Origin of the sequence: Phycicoccus sp. Soil802 (assembly GCF_001429605.1) — a bacterium.
Taxonomy (GTDB): Bacteria; Actinomycetota; Actinomycetes; order Actinomycetales; family Dermatophilaceae; genus Pedococcus.
Genome location: NZ_LMSS01000006.1, coordinates 472,220 through 495,880, shown reverse-complemented (window position 1 = coordinate 495,880; position 23,661 = coordinate 472,220). Strand labels below are relative to the sequence as shown.

Here is a 23,661-nt window from a genome sequence, read left to right as displayed (position 1 = left end):
CGTTCTCCCGACAGCTCGCACAGCTCTCCCGAAAGGCAGCCATGACCCACGAATGGTCCGCGGACCTGATCGCCCCTGACAAGGACTTCGCCGGAGCCCCCTTGCTGCGCAAGGAGTTTGCGCTCGACCAGGGCCACGGTCCCGTGGTGGGGGCGACGCTCTTCGTCACGGCGCACGGGATCGTCGAGCCGACCATCAACGGCACTCCCGTCTCGGACGAGGTGCTCACCCCAGGGTGGACCAGCTACGAGTGGCGCCTGCGCTATCGCAGCTACGACGTCACGCCGCTGGTCTCGGACACCTCGGTGCTGGGGCTCGCCCTGGGCAACGGCTGGTTCCGTGGGCGCCTGGGGTGGAGTGGAAAGAGTGGGTTCTACGGCGCCGAGCTCGCGGGCCTCGCGGAGCTCCACGTGGAGTTCGAGGACGGGCACCGCCAGCTCGTGGGCACTGACGCCACCTGGCAGGCAGGTCCCTCCGCCACGCTGGTCAACGACCTGTACGACGGCCAGACCATCGACGCCCGCCTGGAGTCCTCCGACTGGACCCAGCCCGGCGCCGCCCTCGAGGGTTGGTCCGGGGTGCACGTGGTGGCCCATGACGGTGGACGGCTGGAGCCGTACCTCGGGCCCCCCGTCCGTCGTCAGGAGGTCGTGGCGCCGGTGAAGGTGTGGACCTCCCCGGCGGGAGCGACGCTGGTCGACTTCGGGCAGAACCTGGTCGGCTGGCTCCGCTTCTCCGTTCAGGGCGAGGCAGGCAGCGAGATCACGGTCCGCCATGCCGAGGTCCTCGAGCACGACGAGCTCGGCACCCGACCGCTACGCACCGCCGAGGCGACCGACCGCTTCATCCTCAGCGGGGGGGTCGACACCTTCGAGCCCACCAAGACCTTCCACGGTTTCCGGTATGCCGAGGTGTCGGGCTGGCCGGGCCAGCTCACCGAGGACTCGCTCGAGGCCGTGGTCGTGCACTCCGAGCTCGAGCGGACCGGCACCTTCGAGTCGTCCGACGAGCTCCTCAACCAGCTGCACCGCAACGTGGTCTGGGGCCTCAAGGGCAACTTCCTCGATGTCCCCACCGACTGCCCGCAACGCGATGAGCGGCTGGGCTGGACCGGTGACATCGCTGCCTTCGCCCCCACCGCGGCATACCTCTATGACGTCTCCGGCTTCCTGTCGAACTGGCTCGTCGACGTCGACCTCGAGCAGAGCCATGCCGATGGCATGGTGCCCTTCGTCGTGCCGGACGTCCTCAAGTACATGGAAATCCCGGCAGACTTCCCCGACCCCGACAGCACGGCGGTCTGGAGCGATGCGGCGGCCTGGGTGCCGTGGGCACTGTGGACCGCCTACGGCGACAAGGCGGCCCTCGAGCGCCAGTACCCGGCGATGACGGCGCACGCCCATCGGGTCGAAGGACTGCTCTCGGACAACGACCTGTGGGACAAGGGTTTCCAGTTCGGCGACTGGCTGGACCCGCAAGCGCCACCGGACCAGCCGTTCAAGGCGAAGGCGGACAACGGCGTCGTGGCAACGGCGTGCTACTACCGAACCCTGCGCCAGGTGGCTGCGACGGCCGAGATCCTCGGCATCCCCGACGACGCGGGCTACTTCTCGGCCCTGGCCGAGCGGGTGCGCAGTGCCTTCCAGAAGCACTACGTCACCGAGGGCGGCCGCGTCCTGAGCGACTGCGCCACCGTCTACGCCCTCGCCATCGAGTTCGGCCTGCTCGATGAGGCCGATCGCCAGGGTGCCGGTGACCGGCTCGCAGAACTGGTGCGGGACAACGGTTTCCGCATCTCCACGGGTTTCGCCGGGACGCCGTTCGTGACCGACGCCCTGACGTCCACGGGGCACCTCGACGATGCCTACCAGCTGCTCCTGGAGCGGGAGTGCCCCTCGTGGCTGTACCCGGTCACGATGGGTGCCACCACCGTCTGGGAGCGCTGGGACTCGATGCTGCCCGATGGGACCATCAACCCCGGCGAGATGACGAGCTTCAACCACTACGCCCTGGGCGCCGTGGCCGACTGGATGCACCGGACCATCGCCGGCATCGCCCCGCTCGCGCCCGGGTACGACCGTGTCCTCATCGCGCCACGACCGGGCGGAGGGCTGACCTGGGCCAAGGGCGCCCTGGACACCAGGCACGGCACCATCGCCTCCGACTGGTCTCTGGACGACCAAGGCACGCTGTCGCTTCGGGTGACCGTGCCTCAGGGCGTCGAGGCCACAGTGCGGCTGCCCGACGGCACGGAACGGGTGGTGGTGGGCGCCGGGGACCACCAGTTCACCGCGCCCAGCTGAGTCTTGTCAGGATCGGGCGGCGAGGCGGGCACCCTCCGTGAAGAAGGCTGCGATCCCGGCGACGTCGGCCAGCTCGTCGACGAGGCGAGCGGCGCCGAACGGGGCGTTCCAGAAGTCACCGGTGACCGGGCGGTACGGGCCGACGTAGGCGTACGGCCGGTCCAGGTAGCCGTCGCCGGGGGAGACCCCGTAGTTGACCTCGTCCACGCTGGTGGCGACGTCGAAGTGTTCCGGCCAGAGGGTGCGTTCGGCGTCGGATCTGAACTCGCGGAGAGCCTCGTCGCCGAGTCGGAAGGCCGTCTCGATGACGTGGACCGAGCCGGGATCCAGCTGCACGGTCTCCGACGGTGCGACGTGGGGGCCGTCGCTGTAGACGTCGTCCAGCGGGCTGGCCTCCCAGCCGGCCTGCTTGGCCGCGTCCGAGATCGTGAGCCCGTTGAGGGGAATCCGTGAGGTCCGGGTGACCAGCTCACCGCCGGCCAGCGCGATGACCGGGTCGTCCCAGGTGCCGATGCCCTCTGGGCGCACCCGCAGCCGCAGGTCGCCGGTCTCGCGGAACCGCGGCCCGGCGAGGACCAGCTCGGCCAGCGCGTGCAGGCTGAGCCGGGTCTGGGTGTAGGTGTCGGTCGGATCGGCCATCTTGTCCTCCTAGGGCTCGGTCAACGGTGCGAACGGGCTTGCCGAACGCGAGACCCCTGACGCAGCAGTGCCCCCACCCGAGCGAGCGGGGGCACCACCTCGGCCGACGTCCAGCGCCCCTGAACTTGCAGGACGTCGCCGTGATGGCCGGGGGTCTGAGCGGCGCTGTTGGACCCGACGATGGCCATCGACCATGGCCTGCGGGTCCGGGCAGGCGCTTCTGTCAATGGTATGTAGCAGTGGGGTCAACGCAAAGGGGCTGTTGCTGGACACGGTGCGTTCCGTGCCCCTGAAGGGCAGCGATCACCAGGCGCCCACGACCGAGCTCATCCTCGGCAGCACATCGATCGGCGATCGAGCAGGCCAAGGGCGCGCTGATGCTGCGCTTCGGGTGTTGACGCCGAGGTCGCCTTCGGACTCCTGCGGAGCTACTCGACCCAGCACAACATCAAGCCGGCGACCCTGGCCGCGCCGGAGACCCGCTCGTCAGTCGTCCTTCTTGAGGCTCGGGTACTTCTTCTCGACCGCCGCCCGGACCTTCTTCTGCTCGGACTCCGACCCGTGTTGGGCCACCCGGGCCAGGGCGTTGCGTGCGTGCTCGATGTCCGGAATGGGGTACTTCTCCTGCTCCGGCAACGCGAACGACGACTTCTTCAGCTTCTTGCGGTTCTCGGTGTCACTGAGGTCCTTGGACACGGTGGACTCCTTCCGTGGTTCCTTCTTCCTCGCACTCCGCGGGGAGGTCAGTACCAGTGCCGACGCCCGCCGATCGCGCGGCCCGTCGAGCCGAGCAGCACCAGCACCAGGCCGATGACGGCCAGGATGACGCCGATCGTGATGAGGATGGGGAGATCGGCCACGTAGCCGATGATGACCAGGATGATGCCGAGGATGATCATGCCTACCTCCTTGATCTCAGGCTTCAGAGATAGTGCCCAGACCGGGAGCTTCTAAACGTCGTCGACCCCGAATTCTGACCGAGCCGGGGGCAGCCCTTGCGAAGGCCGAGAGACGACGAGAGAGCCGTCACGATGCGATCGGGCCGCCGCCTGCTGGGCGCGGTAACGGCGCACCTTGGCGCGATCTCCGCACGTCTCCATGTCACACCACCGTCGCGCCTTCGCGCGCGAGCGGTCGAGGAAGGGGTGAGTGCACAGGTCGTCTGCGCACAGCTTCAGGATGGCGCCGTCGGTGGGGTCGACGAGAGCGATGCCGGCCTGGGCCACGGCCGCAAGACAGGCTGCTGCATCACCACGTCGGACACGTCGGCCGTCTGGCCCCACGCTGTTGATGGGTCCTTGTTGGCTGGCGGCCCTGTTGAGGGCCAGCCGGCTGCGCTCAGGTATCGGTGTCCCCTCCAAGAGTGCAGTAACCACGTCGAACAGGTGCTCTCGCAGCTCACGGGCGCGGTTCAAGTCTGGCTCGCTCACCGGAGGAACACGGTCGACCAGACCCGCCTCGACGTACCAGCGACCGAGCGTGGCGCCGCTGTCGAGGCCCTCCTCGTTGCGGGTGCCCCGCTCGCTCACAGTGCCCACGAAATCGAGCGCGGTGTTCCCAGCGACGTGAACCATTGACATGTCACCAGTTTGACCGGTTACGTCACGTCTGGCAACGTGGAGGTAACCGGTTTGAGGAGTGTCATGCCTTCGAGGACGATGACCACCTACATGGCAGCGGCCGTGCTGGTGCGGGCCATGGACGCGGGAGCCACCGTCGGCGTGGTGCTCCTGTGCAGCGCCTCGCAGATGTCGTCGCCGCTGCGGACCGCCGGACTCCTCGGGGCGGCCCTCACGGCTCCGCACGTCCTCGGCTTCGTCACGGCCCCCCTCCTCGACCACTCCCGCGACCCGCGACGGGTCATCGGTGCCGCCGCAGCCACTTTTGCGAGCATGCTTGCGGCGGCCACGACGGCACTCGCAACCGCTCCACTGGGGGTCGTCTTCCTACTCTGCCTGATCGCCGGCGGGTCAGGGCCGTTGCTCACCGGTGGGTTGAGCAGCTTGGTCGACGGACGTCGGGCCGACAAACAGGCACGACGGAGTCGCGCTCTCGACGCTCTCACCTACGGCCTTGCCGGGGCAGCCGCGCCCGCCTTCATCGCGGTCCTCGCGACGCTCGTATCGCCCCGCGGTGCGCTCCTGGCTCTCTGCGGTCTGGGCCTTCTGGGCGCCGGGCTGGTCATGCACCTACCCTCCACCCGACAGGTGAAGGGGCGGAGCGAGCGGACGCGTCATGCGTCGTGGGGCGCCGAAAACCATCACGATCCGACATCCCCCGCGCTCTCTGGTCTTCGGTCCGGCCTGTCCGCGATCTGGCGTGACCGACGGCTCAGGCAGGTCGCGATACTCACCTGGCTGGGCGCGTTCGTCGTCGCGGCAGCGTTGCTCGCCGGGATGTCCTTGGGCGAACGGAACGCCACCGGCCACGGCGGATGGATCGCCGCCGCTTTCGGAAGCGGTGGCCTTGTCGGCGGCCTTCTGCTCGCCGTGCACCCAGTGCGAGCAGACCCAGCCCGCGGGATGATGATGTGGGTCGGTGGGCTCGTCCCGGTGCTCACCGCGGGTGCGCTCCTCGGGACGAGCCTTCCCCCATTGCTGGCCACCTTCACGACCCTGGGCCTGGTCGTCGCGCCTCAGACAATGCTCAGCCTTGCGGCCCGAGGCGAGTACGCACCCGCGGGCACTCAGGGCACCGTCTTCGTCACCGTGGCCGGGACGAAAGTGGCCTTCGCGTCCGCCGGCACGGCAGCCGCCGGTCTCACCGCCGGCCTGCCACCAACACAAGTGCTAGCCGCGCTGGGCGCCCTGACCCTGGGCGCCGTGACAGTGGCGGGCCTCGCCGGCGGACGATCTCGCTGACCGCCAACCCAACGCAACGGAAGCTAGTGGGTTTCGGCCATGCTCCACATGGTCCAGAGCTCGGTGCGCATCCGCCGCGGCTGTTGCAGTGTGTAGACGACGGCCTCGGCGATGTCGGTCGGCTCCATGAACTGCCCCTCGGACGGGTCCGCGCCTCCGAACCGTCCATCGGCGGCGGCGAACGCCGTGTTCACGCCGGCCGGCGCGATCACGGTCGTGCGGATGCCTTCGCTTCGAAGCTCGCGGTCGAGGGCGTAACCCAGGTTGATCTGCGCGCCCTTGGTCGCGGCATACACCGCCTCCTTGCCACCTCCGATCAGGAGGCCGGCGACGGAACCGATGATGACGATGTCGCCTCCGTCGCCCTGCACGCGGAACTGGCGCACGGCCGCGCGGGCCAGCCAGACGGAACCCTTGACATTGACGTCGATCATGAGGCTGACGTCGTCGGCCGAGTAATCGAGAACTCCGCCGTAGAAGCCGATGGCGGCGTTGGCCACCACCGAGTCCACCCGCCCGAACGCGCTGATCCCGGCCTCGATGAGGGCTGCCGAGGTGGCTTCGTCGCGGACGTCCCCGGGGACGACCACGAGCCGGTCCTCGTCCTGGAGCTCAGCCTGCAAGGTCGCCAACGACTGGGGGCGCAGGTCGCCCGCAACGACCCGGCCGCCACCCGCCAGGACCTGGCGGGTGATCGCTCCCCCGATCCCGCCACCCGCACCGGTGACGACGACGACTGTGTCTCGCAGGCTGCGCTGTCTGCTCATGCGGGGAACGCTAGGAGGCGGGCGAGACGCACGACAAGCGCCCCCGACCCGCGTTCTTGATACTTTTCTCGTGTCCTTGAGAGGCAGGCGACGATGTCGTTCCGACCCGAGTCCAGCCGTTCCCAGCCGACCCGGTCGGGGAGCCGCCGTGACTGAGCGGCTACAGCAACCTCGCGAACTTCAACCGCCAGTTCCTCGCCGAAGTCGGCATGACACCCAGCGCATACAGACGCCTGGAGCTGTCACAGAAGCCGCCGCACCAGGTGTTCAGCCTCAACACCCGTGCGCCCGCCGACTAGCCTGACCAGGGGGGCAGGCGCCCGTGCCGCCGGCGAAGCGCCCGGATGTCACAGGGAGATACGCACCCGAGCGCTGCTGGGCGGAGAGCGGCACCGTCTACTGCCCGGCGAGACGGCTTCGACCACCGCACCAAGCCGCGACTCTTGGAAAGGCGGACCTGGCGGCGATAGGGGGGCTCAACCGCCAGGTCCGCCGGTTTAGGGGGAGCGCAAGGACGCGTTGGCGACGAGGACGGTCAGGCTCGTGTAGTCCTCCTGGCTGGCGCTCATGGCCCGTCGGTTCGCATCGCTCAGGTGCCCGATGTCCGGAATGACGATGCCCCAGGCCTCGTCGCCGCGGCGGAACTGCTGCATCAGCGCGTCGAAGGCCGATGGCACGGCGTGGCGTCGGTCGATGAAAATGGTCCCGAGCGTGAACCCTTCGCTGCGGGCGAAGTGCTCGAGACGCGTCTCGGCGCTGGTGAGGGGCTCCCCTTCATCGAGCGCGCCCTCACAGATGTAGCCGAACACCAGGGGTCGGAAGCGGTCACTCATCACAGGCCCTCACGAGCAGCCATGCCGCGCTGTCGGGCGGCAGCTTCTCGCCCACCTCGGCCTTGCTGGCGTGCAGCACGTGACCGTCGACGGGCATGCACACGGGTCGGGACGAGCAGTTCACCACGCACGCGAAGCCGTCACCGCGCATGAAGGCCAGCACTCCCGGCTCGGTGGGCAGCCACCGGAACTCCCCTTGGGTGATGCCAGGCACCCTGCGGCGCAGCGCGATCGCCTCGCGGTACAGGTGCAGCATCGACTCGCCGGACTCCAGCTGCCGGTCGACGGCGTGGTAACCGAACCAGTCCGGCTGCGGGAGCCAGGTGGTCGCAGCAGCGGGCTCCGGGGAGAAGCCCAAGGCGTCCCTGCCCGAGTCCCAGGGCAGTGGGACCCGACAGCCGTCCCGTCCCCGGCGCGCACCGGCCGTGCGGTGGAACATGGGGTCTGTCAGCAGGTGTTCCGGCAGGTCGGTGACCTCCGGCAGACCCAGCTCCTCGCCCTGGTAGATGAACGCCGACCCGGGGAGCGCCAGCATGAGCAGGGCGGCGGCGCGAGCCCTGCTGAGGCCCAGCTCGATGTCGCCGACCGGGCCGCCCGGGGCGCCGCCCGCGTACCGGGTCACCACTCGGGGCATGTCGTGGTTGTTGAGCACCCACGCGACGGGTGAGCCGGTGGCGGCAACCGTCAGCCGTCCGCGATCGATCACGCCGCGCAGCTGCTCGACGTCCCAGGGGGTCCGCAGGAACTCGAAGAAGAAGCTCTGGTGAAGCTCGTCCGGGCGCTGGTATGCGGCGAGCTCCGCCGTGTCCAACACCCCGACCTCGCCGATGAGCACGCGCTCGTGTCCGGTGGAAGCGGTGTACCAGTCGGCGATGGCGCGCCAGCGGCGCCACACGTCGTGCACCTCCGGCTGGTTCCAGGCATGGGGGTTGTTCGGGTCGCCGGTGAGCTCGTCGTCGAGGGCGGAGTCGTGGTCCGGCAGCCCTTCCTGCTTGTGGAGACCGTGGGCCACGTCGATCCGCAGCCCGTCGACGCCCCGGTCGAACCAGAACCGCAACACCTCCTCGAAGTACGCCGGCACGGCTGGGTGTCGCCAGTTGAAGTCAGCCTGCTCCTCAGCGAAGGTGTGCAGGTACCACTGCCCGGGTGTGCCGTCGGGCTCGGTGATCCGCCGCCATGCCGGTCCCCCGAAGATGGAGCGCCAGTTGTTGGGCGGCAGCTCTCCCTGCGCGCCTCGGCCGTCGGCGAAGTGGAAGCGACGACGTTCGGGGCTGCCCGGTCCGGCGGCCACTGCCGCGGCGAACCAGGCGTGCTCGATCGAGCAGTGGTTGGGAACGACGTCGATGAGGACCTTGATGTCGAGCCGGTGAGCGTCGCGGACCAGGGCGTCGAAACCCTCGAGAGTGCCGTATTGGGGGTCCACGTCGAGATAGTCAGCGACGTCATACCCGTGGTCGTGCAGGGGCGAGGGAAAGAACGGGTTGAGCCAGATGGCGTCGACGCCAAGGCTGCGCAGGTACGGCAGGCGATGGCGGACTCCGCCGAGGTCGCCCACGCCGTCACCATCAGAGTCCTGAAAGCTGCGCACATAGACCTGGTAAGTGACGGCCTGGCGCCACCAGCCGAGGTTCCCCTGGTCGCTGTGCGACCCGCTGCTGCGGGCGGCCTGCGGGTGGGGGTGCCGGGCGGGACGCACAGGTCCGCCAGGCTGGCGGAGTGCGGTGCTGGGCAGGCTGTGCATCGTGGTGGCCTCGGGGTGTGAGCGCTAACTTTCGTGCACCACAGAGTTCCGCGTGCGTCACGACCGCGGCATCCGGAGAACTACGGGGATCGGTACTGAGATCGTCCGAGTACGTAGTCGACCCTCAGTGGGGCCAGTGCTGCCCCAATCGGCTGGCCACCTGTGCTCGTGAGGTGAGCCCCAGCTTGTTCAAGATGTTGCCGACGTGCGTCTCGGCTGTGCGGCTCGAGATCACGAGACGTGCGGCAATCTCCCTGTTGCTCAGCCCCTGAGCTATGAGGGCCGCGATCTCCTGCTCCCGGCGGGTCAGTCCATGGGCGGTGCCGACGTCGGCAGCTGGAGGTGGTTCGCCGTCGCTGGTTCCCTGGTCGGGGCCCTCGTCGTCTCCCTTGGCCAGGCCGAGTGCCTGGTCAAGTGAAGAGGCGGCACCCTCGGCGAACGCCTTCTCGAACAGGGTGTCACCGAGAGCTTCGCGGACCGCGTCCTCCGATCGCCGGTCGAACATGCCGTATGCCGTGGTCTCGTCGACCTTTGCTCCGCTGGCCCGCCACACCGCCTGCGATGCGCCCAGCAACCGGGCCGCCCGTTCGTCGGGGGCCTCGAGCGCGGCGCACCACGACAGCGCCTGGACGTCGAAGCTGAGCCCGGTCAGGTCGTGCATCGGCTCGAACAGCCTGATCGACTGGCGGAGCGCTCGGCGAGCTTCGTCGAGCCGACCTTGGCTCCAGCGCACGATCCCGACACTCCATAGCGCGTAGGCCTTCGAGGAGAGCGCGCCGTGGCGCTCGGCGAGGGCCAGAGCCTGCTCGCTGAACTCCTCGGTCCGAGGGTCGTCCATGAAGAACGCGGCGGCCGACAGCAGGAGCAAGGTGTCGAACTCGCCGAGTGGGTCGCCCACCGCGCGGAATCGACTGAGCCCGCTCTCCAAGAGCACGCAGGCGCCAGGAAGATCCCCCTGGTACATGGCCGCGTGGCCACGGCACTCGTCGATGCGCCCTCGCAACAGCTCGTCGTCGAACTGCTCGGCCAGGTCCGTGCACTCGGCGAGCATCGTGTGCGTCCGGTCGAACTCGCCGGCGAACATGGACAGGTAGCTCGCAGCCCACAACCCATAAGCGCGGCAGAGGTCCGGCGCCGTGGCACCCTCCAGCGCCCGGACGAGATAGCGGTGCCCTTCCCGCAGGAACCCGGCAAACCAGAAGTTCCACAGGGGTGCTGCTATGTCCAGCGCGGCGGAGGACTCGCCAGGTGTCTCCAAGCACAGGTCGATGGCGGCTCGCACGTTGTCGTGCTCGCGCCTCAGCCGCAGGAACCAGTCGGCTTGCAGCGTGCTGAAGCTCTCACGCCCGAACTGCTGCGCGAGCGAGCCGTAGTGGTCCCGGTGTCGATGGTGGATGTCCGGCGCGTCCCCGGACTCGACGAGCTGCGCAGCACCGTACTGGCGGAGGGTCTCCAACATCTGGTAGCGGGACGATGCCTGGCTCGTACCGTCCTGTCGGGTGATGATCGACTTGGTGACCAGACCCGCGATCAGGCCCAATACATCGTCTCGGACGATGCCGCTCCCCGAGCACACGTCCTCGGCGGCCTCGAGGTCGAAACCTCCGACGAACACCGAGAGCCGGGCCCAGAGGAGGCGCTCGGCGGGAGAGCAGAGGTCGAAGCTCCACCCGATCGCGGTGTCCAGGGCACGCTGGCGGGCTGGCGCGGCGTTCCGCCCGGAGGTGAGAAGCGCGAAGCGGTCCTCGAGCCGCTCGAGGATCTGGGCGGGGGTGAGGGTCCGCAGCCATACCGCGGCCAGCTCGATGGCCAGGGGAATCCCATCGAGGCGCCGGCACAGCTCGAGCACCGCGGCTCGGTTGGCGTCCACGAGCTGGAAGTCGGGGGTCACGGCGGTGGCGCGGTCCAGGAACAGCGCCACCGACTCATAGCGTCGGGGCTCCCGGGTCTCTGGGGAGTCCTCGTCGGGTGATGAGAGCGGCGGGACAGGCAGGATCTGCTCCCCCTCGACCCCGAGGACGTGTCGGCTGGTGGCCAGGACCTGCAGCCCGGGAGCCGCGGCCAGCAGCTTGCTGGTGAGCACCGCGCAGGCATCGGTCAGGTGCTCGCAGTTGTCGAGCACCACCAGCAGCCGCTTGTCCTCCAGGTACTCCGCCAGGTCGGCGGCGGGGTTCGCGGAGACCTGTCGCAGGTCCAAGGTGTTGGCGACGGTGTGGGGGAGCAGCTGCGGGTCGTGGAGCGAGGCGAGCTCGACGAACCAGACCCCGTCAGGAAAGGTCCGGCGCAGGTCGGCCGCCGTCCTCAGCGCCAGGCGGGTCTTTCCGACGCCACCCATGCCGGTGAGCGTGAGCAGACGGCTGGCGGACAGCAGACGGCGGGTCTCAGTGAGCTCGCGTCGCCGCCCGACGAAGCTGGTCATCTCGGCGGGAAGTGAGCCAGGCACCTTCGCCGCTGATTTCGCACGTGCCATGGCCGTCCGAACCCTTCACCCCGCCGGTTGAGCCCCAGGGGTCCATCCAGTCTAGGTCCGCTCTGGCGCTCGATCCTTACGTCGTTTGGCGCACACCGTTGGGGGCAGCACCGCGACCTCGACCGCCGGGTCCATCTGATGCGGACAGCTTGTCAGGCATCAACCGAAGCCCAAACGTCAAGCGTCGGGCGAACTCGTACACGTGGATGGTGCGCCATCAGGGACTCGAACCCCGAACCCGCTGATTAAGAGTCAGCTGCTCTGCCAATTGAGCTAATGGCGCGCGAGGAGAGACCTTAGCAGGACGATGCGGGCGGCGTGAAATCGGCTGACGCCACGGCTCATTCGCCGGTTCGGCGAGGGGTCAGTCGCCGGATCGGCGCCGGGACGCGGCCACGAGGGCAGTACCTCCCGCGAGCGCGAGAGCAGCCACGCCGACGGCCAGCCCGAGCCGCAGGGCCCGTCCGTCTCCCTCGTCGTCGGCAGGGCGGGTCGAAGGCGTGCTGGTGGTCGGTTCGCTGGTGGGCGGTGCGCTCGTGGTCGAGGTCGACGAGGGAGCCGGCAGCGGGGTGGCGGTGGCCACCGCAGCCACCGAGAACGTGGTCCGGTCGGAGACCGGGTGACCGTCCTCGCTGACCACGTGAAAGGACACCGTGTAGCGCCCGTTGGGCAGGTCGTCGGCCAGCGCCTGGGTGACCGTCGACCCGTCGACGACGGCCTTGCCCTCCGAGACCGAACCGTCGGGACCGGCCACGCTGACGGTGGCGAAGCTCGTGCCGATCGGCTCGTTGAAGGTCAGGACGACCTTCGTGGGGACGGCAGTCAGCGTCGCGCCATCTTTCGGGGTGATCGACCTCAGCACGGCGTGGGCGTCAGCGCTGGTCGCCATCACGAGCGAGCTGAGCACCCCCAGCAGCAGGCCGATGATCGCGACCCACACCCCGATCCGGATGACCTTGGTCTTGCCCTCGGAGTCCATGAACACCCGACCATCCTGCCTGACCGGTCGCCTCGCGATCCTGGCGCCCCAGGCGCACACTGCGTCTCAGGCCGCCCGACGCTCCAAGCCCTCCACGTGCCAGACCGGCCCGCGGTGGGTGTGCACGGCGGTCAGCCCGCGGTCCCGCAAGACGGCCAACATCGCCTCGGGCGGGTGGGCGAACGACTGGTAGGAGTGGCCGGTCAGCCGCAGCACGGCGTTCTGGGCGGCGCTGTACGCACGGACCGCCAGGTTGCGCGGCGGGTGGCTGAAGACCAGGAGCCGTCCGGCATGATCGGCTGCTGCTCCCAGCAGGCGTTCGTAGTCGGGGTAGCAGCAGACGACCCGGTGGAGCACCACGACGTCGGCCTTCGCGACCTGGTCCGGGGCCTCGACGATGTCGTGCAGCCGCCGCTCGACCCGGTCCGCCAGACCGGCCTCGCGGGCCAGCTCGCCGGCCGGACCGTCGTAGGACGCGACCAGCTCCAGGTTGGTCGTGCGGGCGGCGCCTAGCTTCAGCAGCTCGAGCTGGATCTCGCCGACGCCACCACCGATCTCGAGCACGGTCGCCCCGGCCACGCCACGACCGGCGAGGAACTCGACCATGTCGCGCTCCGCCCGGCCCAGCCCGCGCCTGCGGTAGCGCCGCGCCTGCCGGCGCGCGAACCGCGGGCTGAACACCTCGTCGTACCCATGCGGGTCGCAGCAGCCGGACATGCCGCCAGTCTCCCGGGCGGTGAGCACGAGCACCAGAGCCGGGAGACCGGGGACGACGAAGGCCCCTGACCGTCTCGGTCAGGGGCCTTCGGTTTGGGGTGAGCGACGGGGCTTGAACCCGCGACCCCCGCGACCACAACGCGGTGCTCTACCAGCTGAGCTACGCCCACCATGCGTCACGACCGGACAGTGCCGGTCGCGGAAGCGACGCCAATAGTACCTGTTCCGGACCGGTGCTCGTGACCACCCCGGGGAGGTGACGCAGACGCGGCCGGCGAGGCCGCGGCATACGGGCTGGTCGTGGTGGTGTGGTCAGCCGTGGTCGACGATGTGCCGCGCGGCGATGCCCTTGGCCGTCTCGCTGTCCGGCCCGGGGGGAGCAACGAAGACGGCCTCGCGGTAGTAGCGCAGCTCGGCGATCGACTCGCGGATGTCGGCGAGCGCGCGGTGGCCACCGGACTTCTTGGGGGAGCCGAAGTAGGCGCGCGGGTACCAGCGGCGGGACAGCTCCTTGATCGAGGAGACGTCGATGATGCGGTAGTGCAGGTGCGCCTCCAGCTCGGCCATGTCGCGGGCCAGGAAGTTGCGGTCGGTGCCGACGGTGTTGCCGCCCAGGGGGGCCTTGCGCGGCTCGGGCACCCACTCGCGGATGTAGGCGAGCACCTGCTCCTGCGCGTCCTCCATCGTCGTGCCGCCCGGCAGCTCCTCGAGCAGCCCCGACGTGGTGTGCATGCTGCGGACGAAGTCGTCCATCTGCTCCAGCGCCGCGTCCGGGGGGCGGATCACGACGTCGACGCCGTCGCCGAGCTGGTTGAGCTCGAAGTCCGTCACGAGGGCCGCGACCTCGATGAGGGCGTCGGCCTCGAGGGAGAGCCCGGTCATCTCGCAGTCGATCCAGACGATGCGGTCGTTGACGGAGCGGTCGGTGGGGGTGGCAGTCACCGGCCCACCTTATTGCCCCGCTGTGACACGGGCGGCCGCCCGACCTCCTCGACTACCCTTCCCGGCATGACGTGGGGACAGGGCCAGGAGTATGCCGCGGACGCACCGCCCGCGGGCGCGCCCGCGCCCGTCGGGGCCGGGTCGAGCGGCTCCGGCCGGAGCCGCCTGCGCGGGTGGCTCCTCGTGGGCCTCGTCGTCGTGGGGTTCGGCCTCGCGGCCGTCGTGCTGGCGGTGTACTACGGGGCGACCCTCGGGCTCGTGACGACGCTCTTGGCGCTGGTGCTCGCGGCCATCCCGCTGGGCATCGTCATCCCCACCTTCCTGTGGCTCGACCGGTTCGAGGCGGAGCCGGCGCGCTACCTCGTCACCGCGTTCCTCTGGGGGGCCCTGGTCGCTGCGCTGGTCGCCGCGGTTTTCAACACCGGCGCCCACGTTGCCTTCCAGTCGGCCATCGGGCGCGAGGACGACGCCCTCCTCGCCACGGCGGTTTTCTCCGCACCCCTGGTGGAGGAGGCGTCGAAGGGTCTGCTCGTGCTTCTCATCTGGTGGTTCCGGCGTCGCGAGTTCGACGGGATCATCGACGGGATGGTCTACGCCGGGGTGGTGGCCGCTGGCTTCGCCTTCACCGAGAACATCCAGTACCTCGGCATGGCCTACGACTCCGGCGGCGACGCGTCCCTCACCGGCACGTTCATCGCCCGCTGCCTCTTCACGCCGTTCGCCCACCCCATGTTCACCGTGCTGACCGGGATCGGGATCGGGATCGCCGCCACCACGCAGAACCGCGCCCTCAAGGTGCTGGCACCGGTGGGTGGCTACCTGCTGGCCGCGCTCTCGCACGCCGTGTGGAACCTGGCCGCCATCACCGGCGGCGCGGGGATGCTCTCGGTCTACCTCGTCGTCGAGGTGCCGATCTTCATCGGGTTCGTCGCCCTGGTCGTCTGGGCCCGGCGGCGGGAAGGTCGCCTCATCGGGCGCCACCTCAGCGAATATGCCGACGCGGGCTGGCTGTCACCCAGCGAGGTGCAGATGCTGTCCACCATGAACGGCCGCCGCTCGGCGCGGGTGTGGGCCCGGACGTCGGGTGGTCGGGCCATGCTCCGGTCGATGCGGAGGTTCCAGGACTCCGCGAGCGAGCTGGCCCTGCTGCGCGCCCGGATGCACCACAGCGCTGCCGACACCCGAGCGCTGGAGACCGAGCGTGAGCTCTTGGAGGCCATCACCGCCAGTCGCAGGGACCTCCTCGGCGCGTACTAGCGTGCAGGGCGTGCGCACCCTCGAACTCGCCTCCGCCATCGGTCCGGACCTGATCGCGCTCCGCCGCCGCCTCCACCAGATCCCCGAGCTCGGGATGTCGCTCCCGCTCACCCAGCAGGCAGTGCTCCAGGCGCTCGCCGGGCTCGACCTCGAGATCACGCTGGGCAAGTCGCTCTCGTCCGTCGTCGCCGTCCTGCGTGGGCGGGGCACCGCGACCGGCGCGGGGGTCGACCCGGTGGGGGTCGAGCGCCCGGTCGTGCTGCTGCGCGGCGACATGGACGCCTTGCCCGTGACCGAGGACCTGCCGCTCGACTTCGTCTCGCAGCACCAGGGACTCATGCACGCCTGCGGCCACGACCTGCACGTCGCGGGGCTCGTGGGCGCCGCGCGGATCCTGCACGAGCTGCGCGACGAGCTCGAGGGTGACGTGGTGTTCATGTTCCAGCCGGGGGAGGAGGGCCCGGGCGGTGCGAAGCCGATGATCGACGAAGGCCTGCTGGACGTGGCCGGGCGACGGGTCGACGCGGCATACGCCCTGCACGTCTACTCCTCCGAGCACCCGCTCGGCACCTGGTTCGGGCGTCCCGGGCCGCTGATGGCCGCGGCGGACGAGGTCAAGGTGCGCGTGGTCGGTGAGGGTGGTCACGGGTCGCAGCCGTTCCGCGCCAAGGACCCGATCCCGGTGGCGTGCGAGATCGTCGTGGCGCTGCAGACCCTCGTCACGCGCCAGTTCGACGTCTTCGACCCCGTGGTCGTCACGGTCGGGAAGTTCGCCGGCGGCACCAAGGACAACATCATCCCGGACGACGCGGTCTTCGAGGCCACGCTGCGCAGCCTGTCCGAGCGGGCCCGCGCCGAGATGGCCGAGAAGATCGAGCTGCTCGCCACCAGCCTGGCCCAGGCGCACGGCCTGATCGCCGAGGTCGAGTACCTCCCGGGCTACCCGGTGACGGTCAACGACGAGGACGAGTACGCGTTCGCCAAGGACACCATCGTCGACGTCTTCGGGCCCGACCGCTACGTCCACCAGCGCAACCCGGAGATGGGTGCGGAGGACTTCGCCTTCGTCGGGCAGGAGGTGCCCAGCGCCTACGTCAACCTCAGTGCCTGCCCGGCAGCCGACTTCGCGTCGGAGCCCGACAACCACTCGCCGCGAGCAGACTTCGACGACTCGGTCGTCCCGGACGGGGCGGCCCTGCTCGCCGAGCTCGCGCTCCGTCGCCTACGTCAGCTGGCAGCACCCGAGCGGACCGCCAGCTCGTCCTAGACTCTGCGGCATTGCCCCCGTAGCTCAGCGGATAGAGCGAGTCACTTCTAATGACTGGGTCGCAGGTTCGAGTCCTGCCGGGGGCACCAATTAGGTCTCTGACCTGCACTCTCTTGCGCATGTTGGTTGATGCTGAGGTCTATGTTACCCGTACCGTTACCCGTAGACAAGAGTTTAGAGGTACTTTTCCGCACCCGAGGTGTGCCCCATGAGGTCCCTTCCCAGGTAGACGCTCGCGGTCATGGCGGGGTCCGCATGACCCAGCTGGTCGGCAATCTTCACCAGCGGCACGCCGGCCTCGTGAAGCAGGGAGGCGACAGTGCGCCTCATGGTGTGCGGAACCGCCCACGGGGCCCCTGCGGCGTCCAGGGCCGCGCGTACGGCCTTGGCGCTGTTGCTTTGGTCCCAGGCCTTTGACGCGTCCGAGACGTGAGGAGAGGGAAAGAGACGACCTTCCGTGCCGCTGCGAGCGGCCCGGTCCCTGAGCCGGTCAACGAGCCACAGGGGCAGCGGGATGGCCCGCAGAGACGACTTCGACTTGCTGCCCCGGATCACGGCCGTGTGGGCCTCGAGGTCGACGTCCTGCCACAGGAGCTCCCGCGCCTCGTCGATCCGGGCGCCAGTGCCGGCCAGGAAGGCGACGAGGTCGGCCACCGCGTAGGCCTTGCGCTGCGTGGACGGGTGCAGGGCCTCCCCGGCGAGCTTGTAGAGGTGGGAGACGACATGGTCGCGCTCCTGGCGCGTGAAGGCGCGCGTGTGGTCCCGGACCGTGCTGCGCCGCAACGAGGGCTCTTGCTTCACGGGGCGAACCGACCTCAACGGGTCGGCCGGCAGGACGCCGTCCGAGACCGCGAGACCGAGGATGCCCGACAGGGCGGCCCGAGCCGATTTGGCTGCTCCGGTGCCGCGGTCGTCGGCCAGGCCCTGGAGGAAGGCGCGCAGGCGGGAGGCGTCGAGCTGCGCGAGCGTGAGGCCACGAACGGGGGAGCCCTTGGCGTCGATGTAGCGAGAGAAGGACCGCGAGTAGTCGTCCACAGTCCGTGGGCTGAGGCCCGAGTCTGCTCGCTGGATCTGCGCGAGCCAGATGCGCCCAGCGTCGTCGAGACGAGTCGAGGAGGCCAGGTGGCCGCCAGACTTCCCCAGGCTCGACCAGGCGTCCTCAAGGGCCTTCACCGCGGCCTGCTTGGCCTTCACTGAGGGAAGGTCGGGACCGGGAGTGGCTACGCGGGACAGCTCACCCGGCTCGCCGTCATGGCCACGGAAGCGACACCGAGCCCTGTAGCGGTCACCGGCCTTGAAGCGCGGAACCGTCCGCCACTTCCCGGAGGCGTCACGTCGCTGGACGGTCACCTCGATCTCGCCGCGCTCACCAAGTGCGAGCCGCTTGCCTCTCATATTATTAGGGTACCAAAGTAAGGGTAATTTGTCTCGCAGGACACGCTACGTCTCGAAGTCCCGCCGCGACTGTCCGTAGTTGCGCCCTTCGACGAGGAGAACAACCTGTAGCTCCTCGATCCCATCGAGGCGGAGCGGCTCTCTTAGGTTCTCGACCATCGCCAACGCGTCCCCCCGCACCGTCCCGAACCTCCGCACCTCGCCGATTGCTCCAACGACGGATGTACCCCTCTCAACGCCAACGATGCCGCGCGTCCATACTTGGGACACGTCTTCAGCAAGGCTCGACGGCAGGGTTATGTGGCGGCCGCCCGCCGGAGAGAGTTGATACTCGCCCGTAGGCTCGTCAGAGACGAGAGTTGGATCGTTGCTGACGAACACCGTGTACGCCAGGAGTTGCTGCTCAATGGTCTCCGCCCAGTAGGCGCTGAAGAACCCACTGCTCGGATACGGAACGTCGAGATACTGCGCCGCCAAAGCCCTGAACATCCGCGCGTAACGAATACGTGCCGCCACGATCGGGCTTCGCGACGACCAGTCCTGCGGGGTCCACGTCTCCCGCCCCAACTTCGCGTGGAACATGGCCGTTCGAAGGTTGACGTAGAGATCCTCGTGGATTGCGTTGTGAGCCGCCTTCGCTGACGATGGCGCGAACGGAGAGAGGTCCACGTCCTCTGCCACTTTGCGCAGAGCGCGAGCGAGCCACGCGCTGTCGCCCTCGGGTCGTCCTCGGGGACCCTCGGCGGGTGGAACCTCGCCGCTCAGCAAGGACTCGATGGCGAGATACAGATTTCGGAACGAGTCGAAGAGGTCGGTCGCCGCCTCCGAGAGGCGGTAGTACCGCAAACTCTCATGCCACACCTTCGGTGGCGCAGGAGGCTGGGTCACGATGTTGCCTTCGGTGTCGCGGACTACAGCCGTGGCTCGAATGCGCAGGTTCATATGGAGCCGTCCCACGATTCGGAGGATTCGGCCCACGGGCGCCTTCCAGCAGACAATGAATGGGCTGCTCAGGTGTGCCAACGCCAAGGGCCGGCCGCCCTGGCCAAAGTGGATGTCGATCGCGCGATTGGCTGCTGCAAGAGCGTTTCTGTTGACCTCATCAAAGTCTTCGCCGGGACACTCCTGAACAACGATGAATTTCTCGCTTGGCGGAATTACGACGACCGTGCCGTCGGAGGCCTTATGGACGAACTCCACGTCGTCTGACTCGGAGGTCAGCTCGAAGACTCCGGCGCCCCCCGTTCCGAGATCTACCGCTCCGAAACTGGCCATGAGTCATGTTGGCCGAGACTGCGATCAGCGCCCAAAGCGCCGCGCCCAGGGAGGGAGACAGTTCTACCCATGTGCGTTTGGTCGCGCCGCGGCAACGCTCACTTGGGCCGCTGCGTCGGCCAGCCGCGATCATCCACGCTCGGGTCGCGTACAAGTCCACGGTCTACCCCTGGCCGACGCGACACCCGGAAAAACCCCTGCTCGGTGTCGGGGTCGTAGGTGACTACGAAGTCGCGCGCCTGAGCGTCGGCGAGGAAGTTGTCCAGCATCGCCTCGAGGACCGCGGCGCTCGGGAGCCCCTGCTGTCGCCGGTGGTTCACGCGCAGCATCCGGATCAGGTACTGGTCCCGGTGCTCCTTGCGGATCGGGTGCCACGGCACCGCTCTACCCTCAGCCTGATTCGGCCGCTCCCACTTGATCCGTCCTCGACGGATCGCCGCCGAGATGGCGGCCTGACTGACCCCGAAGCGGGCTCCCACCTCTGCCTGCGTAGCACCCGAGCGCAGCATCTGCTCGGCCTCGGAGTAGTCGATCCTCTGCCTTCCCAAGCCTCTTCCATTTCGTCCCATCGTGATTGGAATGGTGATGGCGAGTCCGCGGCGCGTCAAGCGCCGGCCCACCGCTCCGCATCCCGTCGGCGGGGAGGCTCATGATCGTTGTGAGCGCTACGGGCCGGTCGTCACGGATCGGGACTATCTCGCCGTCTAGTGGTTAGACAAGCGAGCAGAAGGCTCGTAACGAGAACACATTGAGTCCCCGCCCGAGGCGGGAGAAGGCGAGTCTTCATGGAACCAACTGTCTGCACCCACCTTTCCCCGCGAGAGCTCGCGGGTCGGTGGCGGACCACCGCAGGGCACCTGGCCAACCTGCGCTCAGCCGGACGCGGGCCGCGGTACCTGAAGCTGTCCGCCGGCAAGGTCGTCTATCGGTTGGCCGACATCGAGGAGTTTGAGTCAGAGCGCCTCGTCTCGGCCCTGCGCCAACAGAGGACCGCGGCGTGAAGCGGGAGTTCAGGGCGCTCTCGCTCGATGATGCTCTGCGTGAGGTGGAAGCCCGCCCTTTTCATCTCGTGCCCGGCCTGTTGGACAGCCGGGCAACGATGCTCATCGGTCAGAGCGAGGCCGGAAAATCGACTCTCGTCGCGGACCTGATCGCGGCAGCGCTGCGTGGTGAGCCATTCCTCCGCCGCGACTTCACGCGGCCTGTCAGCAGAGTGGTAGTCCTCAGCCCTGAGATGGGCGGAACTGGGGAGTACGCCCAAAGACTCGTCGACCGCGGGCTTGGGCGTCATCTGGAGACTGAACGCATCGTCTTGTACCCGGGCGTCGCGTCCCTGTCCAACGACGACTGGTCTGCTCTGCGCGATGACGTCGCGCCTCGCCCGGGCGACCTCGTCATCGTCGATCCCCTCATATTCATCTTGTCCGAGGGGACGAGTCTGAACAGCGACGAAGCGGTCCGGTCCCTGTGGGCCTGCCTGGGCGGGTGGGTCGATGCGGGCGCCGCTGTGCTGATCGTCCACCATTCGACGCGGAAGAGGGGCCAGAACGGCTGGCAGCCGACGGACGGATTGGGCAGCAGCTTCTTCCAGGCGGCGGCGAGGTTGACGTTGACCCTCCGTCGGTCTCGGGGCCAGGTCATCCTCACGACGAGCCCAAACGCGAGCGCGGCCGAGAGGCTGACCTTGTCGGGCGGTGGCGCTGAACCATTCGCACTAGTAGCGGAAGAGGATGCGCAGAAGGCGGCCGAAGCCTCCGCGCGTCGTAGAGACGAGGGTCAAGCGGCACGCTTCGTGGAGGTGGCCAGGTGGGCGGTCGAGAACCACGCGCACGTCGAGACGGCCGCTGAGCTGAGTCGGCTCTTGGCTGACCAGCACCCTTGGCTCTCCGGGGGCGCACAGCCCGCCCGACAGATCGCCAAGCATCTGTCGAGCGGCAGGAAGATCGGCGCCTTCCTCACGTTCGACGGCTCCACGCGGCGATGGACCGAGACGGCCCGGCCTGGGTGACGTTCCTCGTTCCCGTGTTCCCGATGTTCCCCCATGAGGAGTGCTCCTTCGTCGCACTCCCTACCCGAAGGGGCTCAATGGAGCCGGAGGCCTCAAGCCTCCGGATTCGACGAGGGAAGAAGTGGGAGGCCAACAGGCCGACCAGATGGTCCGACTCGCTGAGGCTCGTCGGCCGCAGGCGACGAAGCCGAACGAGGTCGAAGGACTGACGTCCTTCTCCTCGCCGACGAGGAGCGAAGCGACGAGATCCACCCGTTGGTGTCCGGCCTTGAGGGCCGGACGCTACGACGCGCGCGAGCCCGGAGGGGCTCGCCGACCGACCAGAAGACAGACACGACGCGGGCACGAGCCCGCGCCACGAGAGGACCCCAGTGACCACCTTCGTCGGAACGCTCCACCCCCACCAGACCGAGGGACTTACCTTCCTCCGTGACCAGCCACGCGCGATCCTCGCCGACCAGGTCGGTCTCGGGAAGACCGTGCAGCTCGCTGCCCTGATCGGTCACCTCGCCGACACGGGCACGCTTCGCGAGCCCGCTCCAGACCCCGCCAACGAGCCTCCCCAGAGGGGCGTCGCCTTGCCGCGGTTGCCGGTCCTCTGGATCACCACGGCCGGCCTCGTTGCCCAGACCGAGGCCGAGCTGAAGCGCTTCCTCCCGTCGCTGGGAGTCACCACCTCGGAGAGCGGGACGATCGGCAACAAGGCCGATCGGGAGCGGATGGAGGCGTTCCTCGCGGCACACCCGTCCGGACCCGACGTGATCGTGACTAACCACGACCTGGCCAACCGGCGGGTAGACCACCTGAGCGCCCTCCGGCCCCTGCTGGTGGTCGTCGATGAGGCGAGCGCCCTCAAGGGCGCAGGAGCCCGCTACGAGGCCGCCAAGGCCCTCTGCGACGACGCCGAGCGGGTCGCGGCCGTCACCGCCACTCCGCAGGAGAACGACCCCATGGAGCTCTGGGCGGTGATGTCCCTCGCAGGGCTCCCCGGAACGCCCGACAAGGAGCAGTTCGGGCAGCACGTCGAGTGGCGAGAGTTCTCGGACGGCACCCGGAAGCCGGTCGGATGGTTGACCCCCGAGAACGCCGGCATCGTCATGCGGTGGCTCGGGGCCCGCTTCCTGCGACGCACGGCCGAGCAGGTCGGGCTACCCCTGCCGGTCCGCGTGGACAGCGGCCACAGGCTCGTCCCGCTGTCCACGGTCCAGCAGAAGGAGTACGACAAGGCCCGATGGATCAACCACGCACTCGTCCGTCACGCCCGCATGGCGAAGGCAGCACGGCGCGGCAGCGACGGGTCGTCCTCGGTCGTGGACGCAGCCGTGGAAACGATCCGCGAGCTCGCGGAGCGAGGAGAGAAGGTCGTCGTGTTCGCCGAACACCTCGAGATCCTGGGCGACCTCTCGACCAGCCTCGAGGCTGCGGAAGTCGGTCACGTAGCGCTCAAGGGAGAGAACACGAAGGATGAGCGATCCGACGCCGTGGAGGTCTTCCGAGACGACCCAGCGACCCCCGTCCTGATCGGCACGAAGGTGCTCGAGCACGGCCTGAATCTGCAGTTTTCGAACGTGCTGGTCTCTGTGGGTCAGACATACAACCCCGCGCGCGAAGCTCAGCGGGAAGGCCGGCTGCGCCGGATCGGGTCGCCGAACGCCACGTACCGCCATCTCGTGTTCCTGCCCGACACGCCTCAAACGCGCAAGCAGCTGGAGACCCTCGAGCGGAAGGCCGAGCAGGCCGCACCGGTCCTGGCCCCTGGCGGGGTGGCAGCGTGACGGCCGCTGAGGCCCTCGGTCGTTGGTCGTCAGTAGCGACAGAGGGGCAGCGTCTCCGTCCGGATCCCGCGCACGGTCTGCTCAGTGGTGGCCGCCAGGAAGTCTTGGATGGCAGTGACCCTCACCACGACTTCGCCCACCCGAGAACTGCCGAGTGGGCAGGCGGGATCACCGACGACCGTCACCCCCCGTAGGACCGAGGAAGGGCCAGCAAGTACCGGGACGGCGGGCGGCCCCGGCGGTCCATGAGGACCCTCAGGACCCCGCTCGCCGACCGGTCCGTCCAGCCCGGGCATACCCGTCGCGCCAACCGGCCCCTGCGCGCCAGACGGTCCTACCGGGCCCGGCGGGCCCTGTAGATCACCGTGGGCCGCCAGAGCCACAGCCCCTCCGGCCCCGCCCAGTGCCCCGAACAACAACGCCGCCCCCGCG

Annotated in this window: 21 protein-coding genes and 3 tRNA genes; 8 read left to right on the top strand and 16 right to left on the bottom strand. The window is 68.9% G+C overall.

Features of this window, described 5'->3' with window-relative positions:
* Nucleotides 1–41 precede the first annotated feature (41 nt).
* Nucleotides 42–2,303 carry a family 78 glycoside hydrolase catalytic domain gene (locus tag ASG91_RS16335; protein ID WP_056923670.1) on the top strand — a complete coding sequence of 754 codons (2,262 nt, stop codon included), beginning with the start codon at nucleotides 42–44 and terminating at the stop codon, nucleotides 2,301–2,303.
* A 6-nt stretch (nucleotides 2,304–2,309) separates the two neighbouring features.
* Here the strand turns inward: ASG91_RS16335 and ASG91_RS16330 are convergent, their stop codons facing one another.
* From ASG91_RS16330 to ASG91_RS20320, 4 genes are all read right to left on the bottom strand, one after another.
* A complete protein-coding gene (locus tag ASG91_RS16330) occupies nucleotides 2,310–2,942 on the bottom strand; it encodes a hypothetical protein (RefSeq protein ID WP_056923669.1) in 633 nt (210 codons plus the stop codon).
* Nucleotides 2,943–3,428: 486 nt separating this feature from the next.
* Complete coding sequence (locus ASG91_RS16325; protein ID WP_056923668.1) at nucleotides 3,429–3,638, bottom strand: DUF6582 domain-containing protein; 210 nt, start codon at nucleotides 3,636–3,638, stop codon at nucleotides 3,429–3,431.
* Between the two features lie 47 nt (nucleotides 3,639–3,685).
* Nucleotides 3,686–3,841 carry a DUF6131 family protein gene (locus ASG91_RS21090; protein WP_200961338.1) on the bottom strand — a complete coding sequence of 52 codons (156 nt, stop codon included), beginning with the start codon at nucleotides 3,839–3,841 and terminating at the stop codon, nucleotides 3,686–3,688.
* Nucleotides 3,842–3,892: 51 nt separating this feature from the next.
* The gene (locus tag ASG91_RS20320) at nucleotides 3,893–4,522 is read right to left on the bottom strand and encodes an ABATE domain-containing protein (RefSeq protein ID WP_082594241.1); all 630 of its coding nucleotides are present in this window, start codon (nucleotides 4,520–4,522) and stop codon (nucleotides 3,893–3,895) included.
* A 63-nt stretch (nucleotides 4,523–4,585) separates the two neighbouring features.
* Between ASG91_RS20320 and ASG91_RS16315 the strand changes: the two genes are divergently transcribed.
* Complete coding sequence (locus ASG91_RS16315) at nucleotides 4,586–5,803, top strand: MFS transporter (RefSeq protein WP_056923666.1); 1,218 nt, start codon at nucleotides 4,586–4,588, stop codon at nucleotides 5,801–5,803.
* 23 nt (nucleotides 5,804–5,826) lie between these two features.
* On the opposite strand, the gene ASG91_RS16310 is transcribed toward ASG91_RS16315, so the two are convergent.
* The 9 genes from ASG91_RS16310 to orn form a co-directional block, all read right to left on the bottom strand.
* Nucleotides 5,827–6,570 (bottom strand): SDR family oxidoreductase, encoded by a 744-nt coding sequence (locus ASG91_RS16310; RefSeq protein ID WP_056923665.1) that lies wholly within the window; start codon nucleotides 6,568–6,570, stop codon nucleotides 5,827–5,829.
* A 497-nt stretch (nucleotides 6,571–7,067) separates the two neighbouring features.
* Entirely contained in the window at nucleotides 7,068–7,403 is a 336-nt protein-coding gene (locus ASG91_RS16305) for a hypothetical protein (RefSeq protein WP_157606390.1), read from the bottom strand.
* On the bottom strand, nucleotides 7,396–9,099 hold the full coding sequence (locus ASG91_RS16300) for a glycoside hydrolase family 13 protein (RefSeq protein ID WP_056923663.1): 1,704 nt from the start codon (nucleotides 9,097–9,099) through the stop codon (nucleotides 7,396–7,398). The genes ASG91_RS16305 and ASG91_RS16300 overlap by 8 nt, the downstream gene beginning before the upstream one ends.
* Before the next feature lie 169 nt (nucleotides 9,100–9,268).
* Nucleotides 9,269–11,563, bottom strand: a complete 2,295-nt coding sequence (locus ASG91_RS16295) for a LuxR C-terminal-related transcriptional regulator (protein WP_200961337.1) — start codon at nucleotides 11,561–11,563, stop codon at nucleotides 9,269–9,271.
* Between the two features lie 258 nt (nucleotides 11,564–11,821).
* Nucleotides 11,822–11,897, bottom strand: a tRNA-Lys gene (locus ASG91_RS16290).
* 81 nt (nucleotides 11,898–11,978) lie between these two features.
* Nucleotides 11,979–12,593, bottom strand: coding sequence for a copper resistance CopC family protein (locus tag ASG91_RS16285; RefSeq protein WP_235545726.1), 615 nt, complete (start codon nucleotides 12,591–12,593; stop codon nucleotides 11,979–11,981).
* A 66-nt stretch (nucleotides 12,594–12,659) separates the two neighbouring features.
* The gene (locus ASG91_RS16280; protein WP_056923819.1) at nucleotides 12,660–13,310 is read right to left on the bottom strand and encodes a bifunctional 2-polyprenyl-6-hydroxyphenol methylase/3-demethylubiquinol 3-O-methyltransferase UbiG; all 651 of its coding nucleotides are present in this window, start codon (nucleotides 13,308–13,310) and stop codon (nucleotides 12,660–12,662) included.
* Nucleotides 13,311–13,404: 94 nt separating this feature from the next.
* Nucleotides 13,405–13,480: transfer RNA gene (locus ASG91_RS16275), tRNA-His, on the bottom strand.
* 142 nt (nucleotides 13,481–13,622) lie between these two features.
* Entirely contained in the window at nucleotides 13,623–14,252 is a 630-nt protein-coding gene (orn, locus tag ASG91_RS16270) for an oligoribonuclease (RefSeq protein WP_082594239.1), read from the bottom strand.
* Between the two features lie 66 nt (nucleotides 14,253–14,318).
* Here orn and ASG91_RS16265 point away from each other — a divergent pair, with 66 nt between their 5' ends.
* From ASG91_RS16265 to ASG91_RS16255, 3 genes are all read left to right on the top strand, one after another.
* A complete protein-coding gene (locus ASG91_RS16265; protein WP_082594238.1) occupies nucleotides 14,319–15,509 on the top strand; it encodes a PrsW family intramembrane metalloprotease in 1,191 nt (396 codons plus the stop codon).
* Between the two features lie 10 nt (nucleotides 15,510–15,519).
* Nucleotides 15,520–16,776, top strand: a complete 1,257-nt coding sequence (locus ASG91_RS16260; RefSeq protein ID WP_056923816.1) for a M20 family metallopeptidase — start codon at nucleotides 15,520–15,522, stop codon at nucleotides 16,774–16,776.
* Between the two features lie 13 nt (nucleotides 16,777–16,789).
* Nucleotides 16,790–16,865, top strand: a tRNA-Arg gene (locus ASG91_RS16255).
* A gap of 85 nt (nucleotides 16,866–16,950) precedes the next feature.
* Here ASG91_RS16255 and ASG91_RS16250 read toward each other — a convergent pair.
* From ASG91_RS16250 to ASG91_RS16240, 3 genes are all read right to left on the bottom strand, one after another.
* Entirely contained in the window at nucleotides 16,951–18,171 is a 1,221-nt protein-coding gene (locus tag ASG91_RS16250; protein WP_082594236.1) for a site-specific integrase, read from the bottom strand.
* A 45-nt stretch (nucleotides 18,172–18,216) separates the two neighbouring features.
* Nucleotides 18,217–19,446, bottom strand: a complete 1,230-nt coding sequence (locus tag ASG91_RS16245) for a hypothetical protein (RefSeq protein ID WP_056923659.1) — start codon at nucleotides 19,444–19,446, stop codon at nucleotides 18,217–18,219.
* A 98-nt stretch (nucleotides 19,447–19,544) separates the two neighbouring features.
* On the bottom strand, nucleotides 19,545–19,925 hold the full coding sequence (locus tag ASG91_RS16240; protein WP_157606389.1) for a hypothetical protein: 381 nt from the start codon (nucleotides 19,923–19,925) through the stop codon (nucleotides 19,545–19,547).
* A gap of 306 nt (nucleotides 19,926–20,231) precedes the next feature.
* Here ASG91_RS16240 and ASG91_RS16235 point away from each other — a divergent pair, with 306 nt between their 5' ends.
* The 3 genes from ASG91_RS16235 to ASG91_RS16225 all read left to right on the top strand — a co-directional run bounded on the left by ASG91_RS16235 (nucleotide 20,232) and on the right by ASG91_RS16225 (nucleotide 23,229).
* On the top strand, nucleotides 20,232–20,447 hold the full coding sequence (locus ASG91_RS16235; protein ID WP_056923657.1) for an AlpA family transcriptional regulator: 216 nt from the start codon (nucleotides 20,232–20,234) through the stop codon (nucleotides 20,445–20,447).
* Nucleotides 20,444–21,454 (top strand): AAA family ATPase, encoded by a 1,011-nt coding sequence (locus tag ASG91_RS16230; RefSeq protein ID WP_056923656.1) that lies wholly within the window; start codon nucleotides 20,444–20,446, stop codon nucleotides 21,452–21,454. The genes ASG91_RS16235 and ASG91_RS16230 overlap by 4 nt, the downstream gene beginning before the upstream one ends.
* 371 nt (nucleotides 21,455–21,825) lie before the next feature.
* Nucleotides 21,826–23,229 (top strand): DEAD/DEAH box helicase, encoded by a 1,404-nt coding sequence (locus ASG91_RS16225; protein ID WP_056923655.1) that lies wholly within the window; start codon nucleotides 21,826–21,828, stop codon nucleotides 23,227–23,229.
* Nucleotides 23,230–23,661 lie beyond the last annotated feature (432 nt).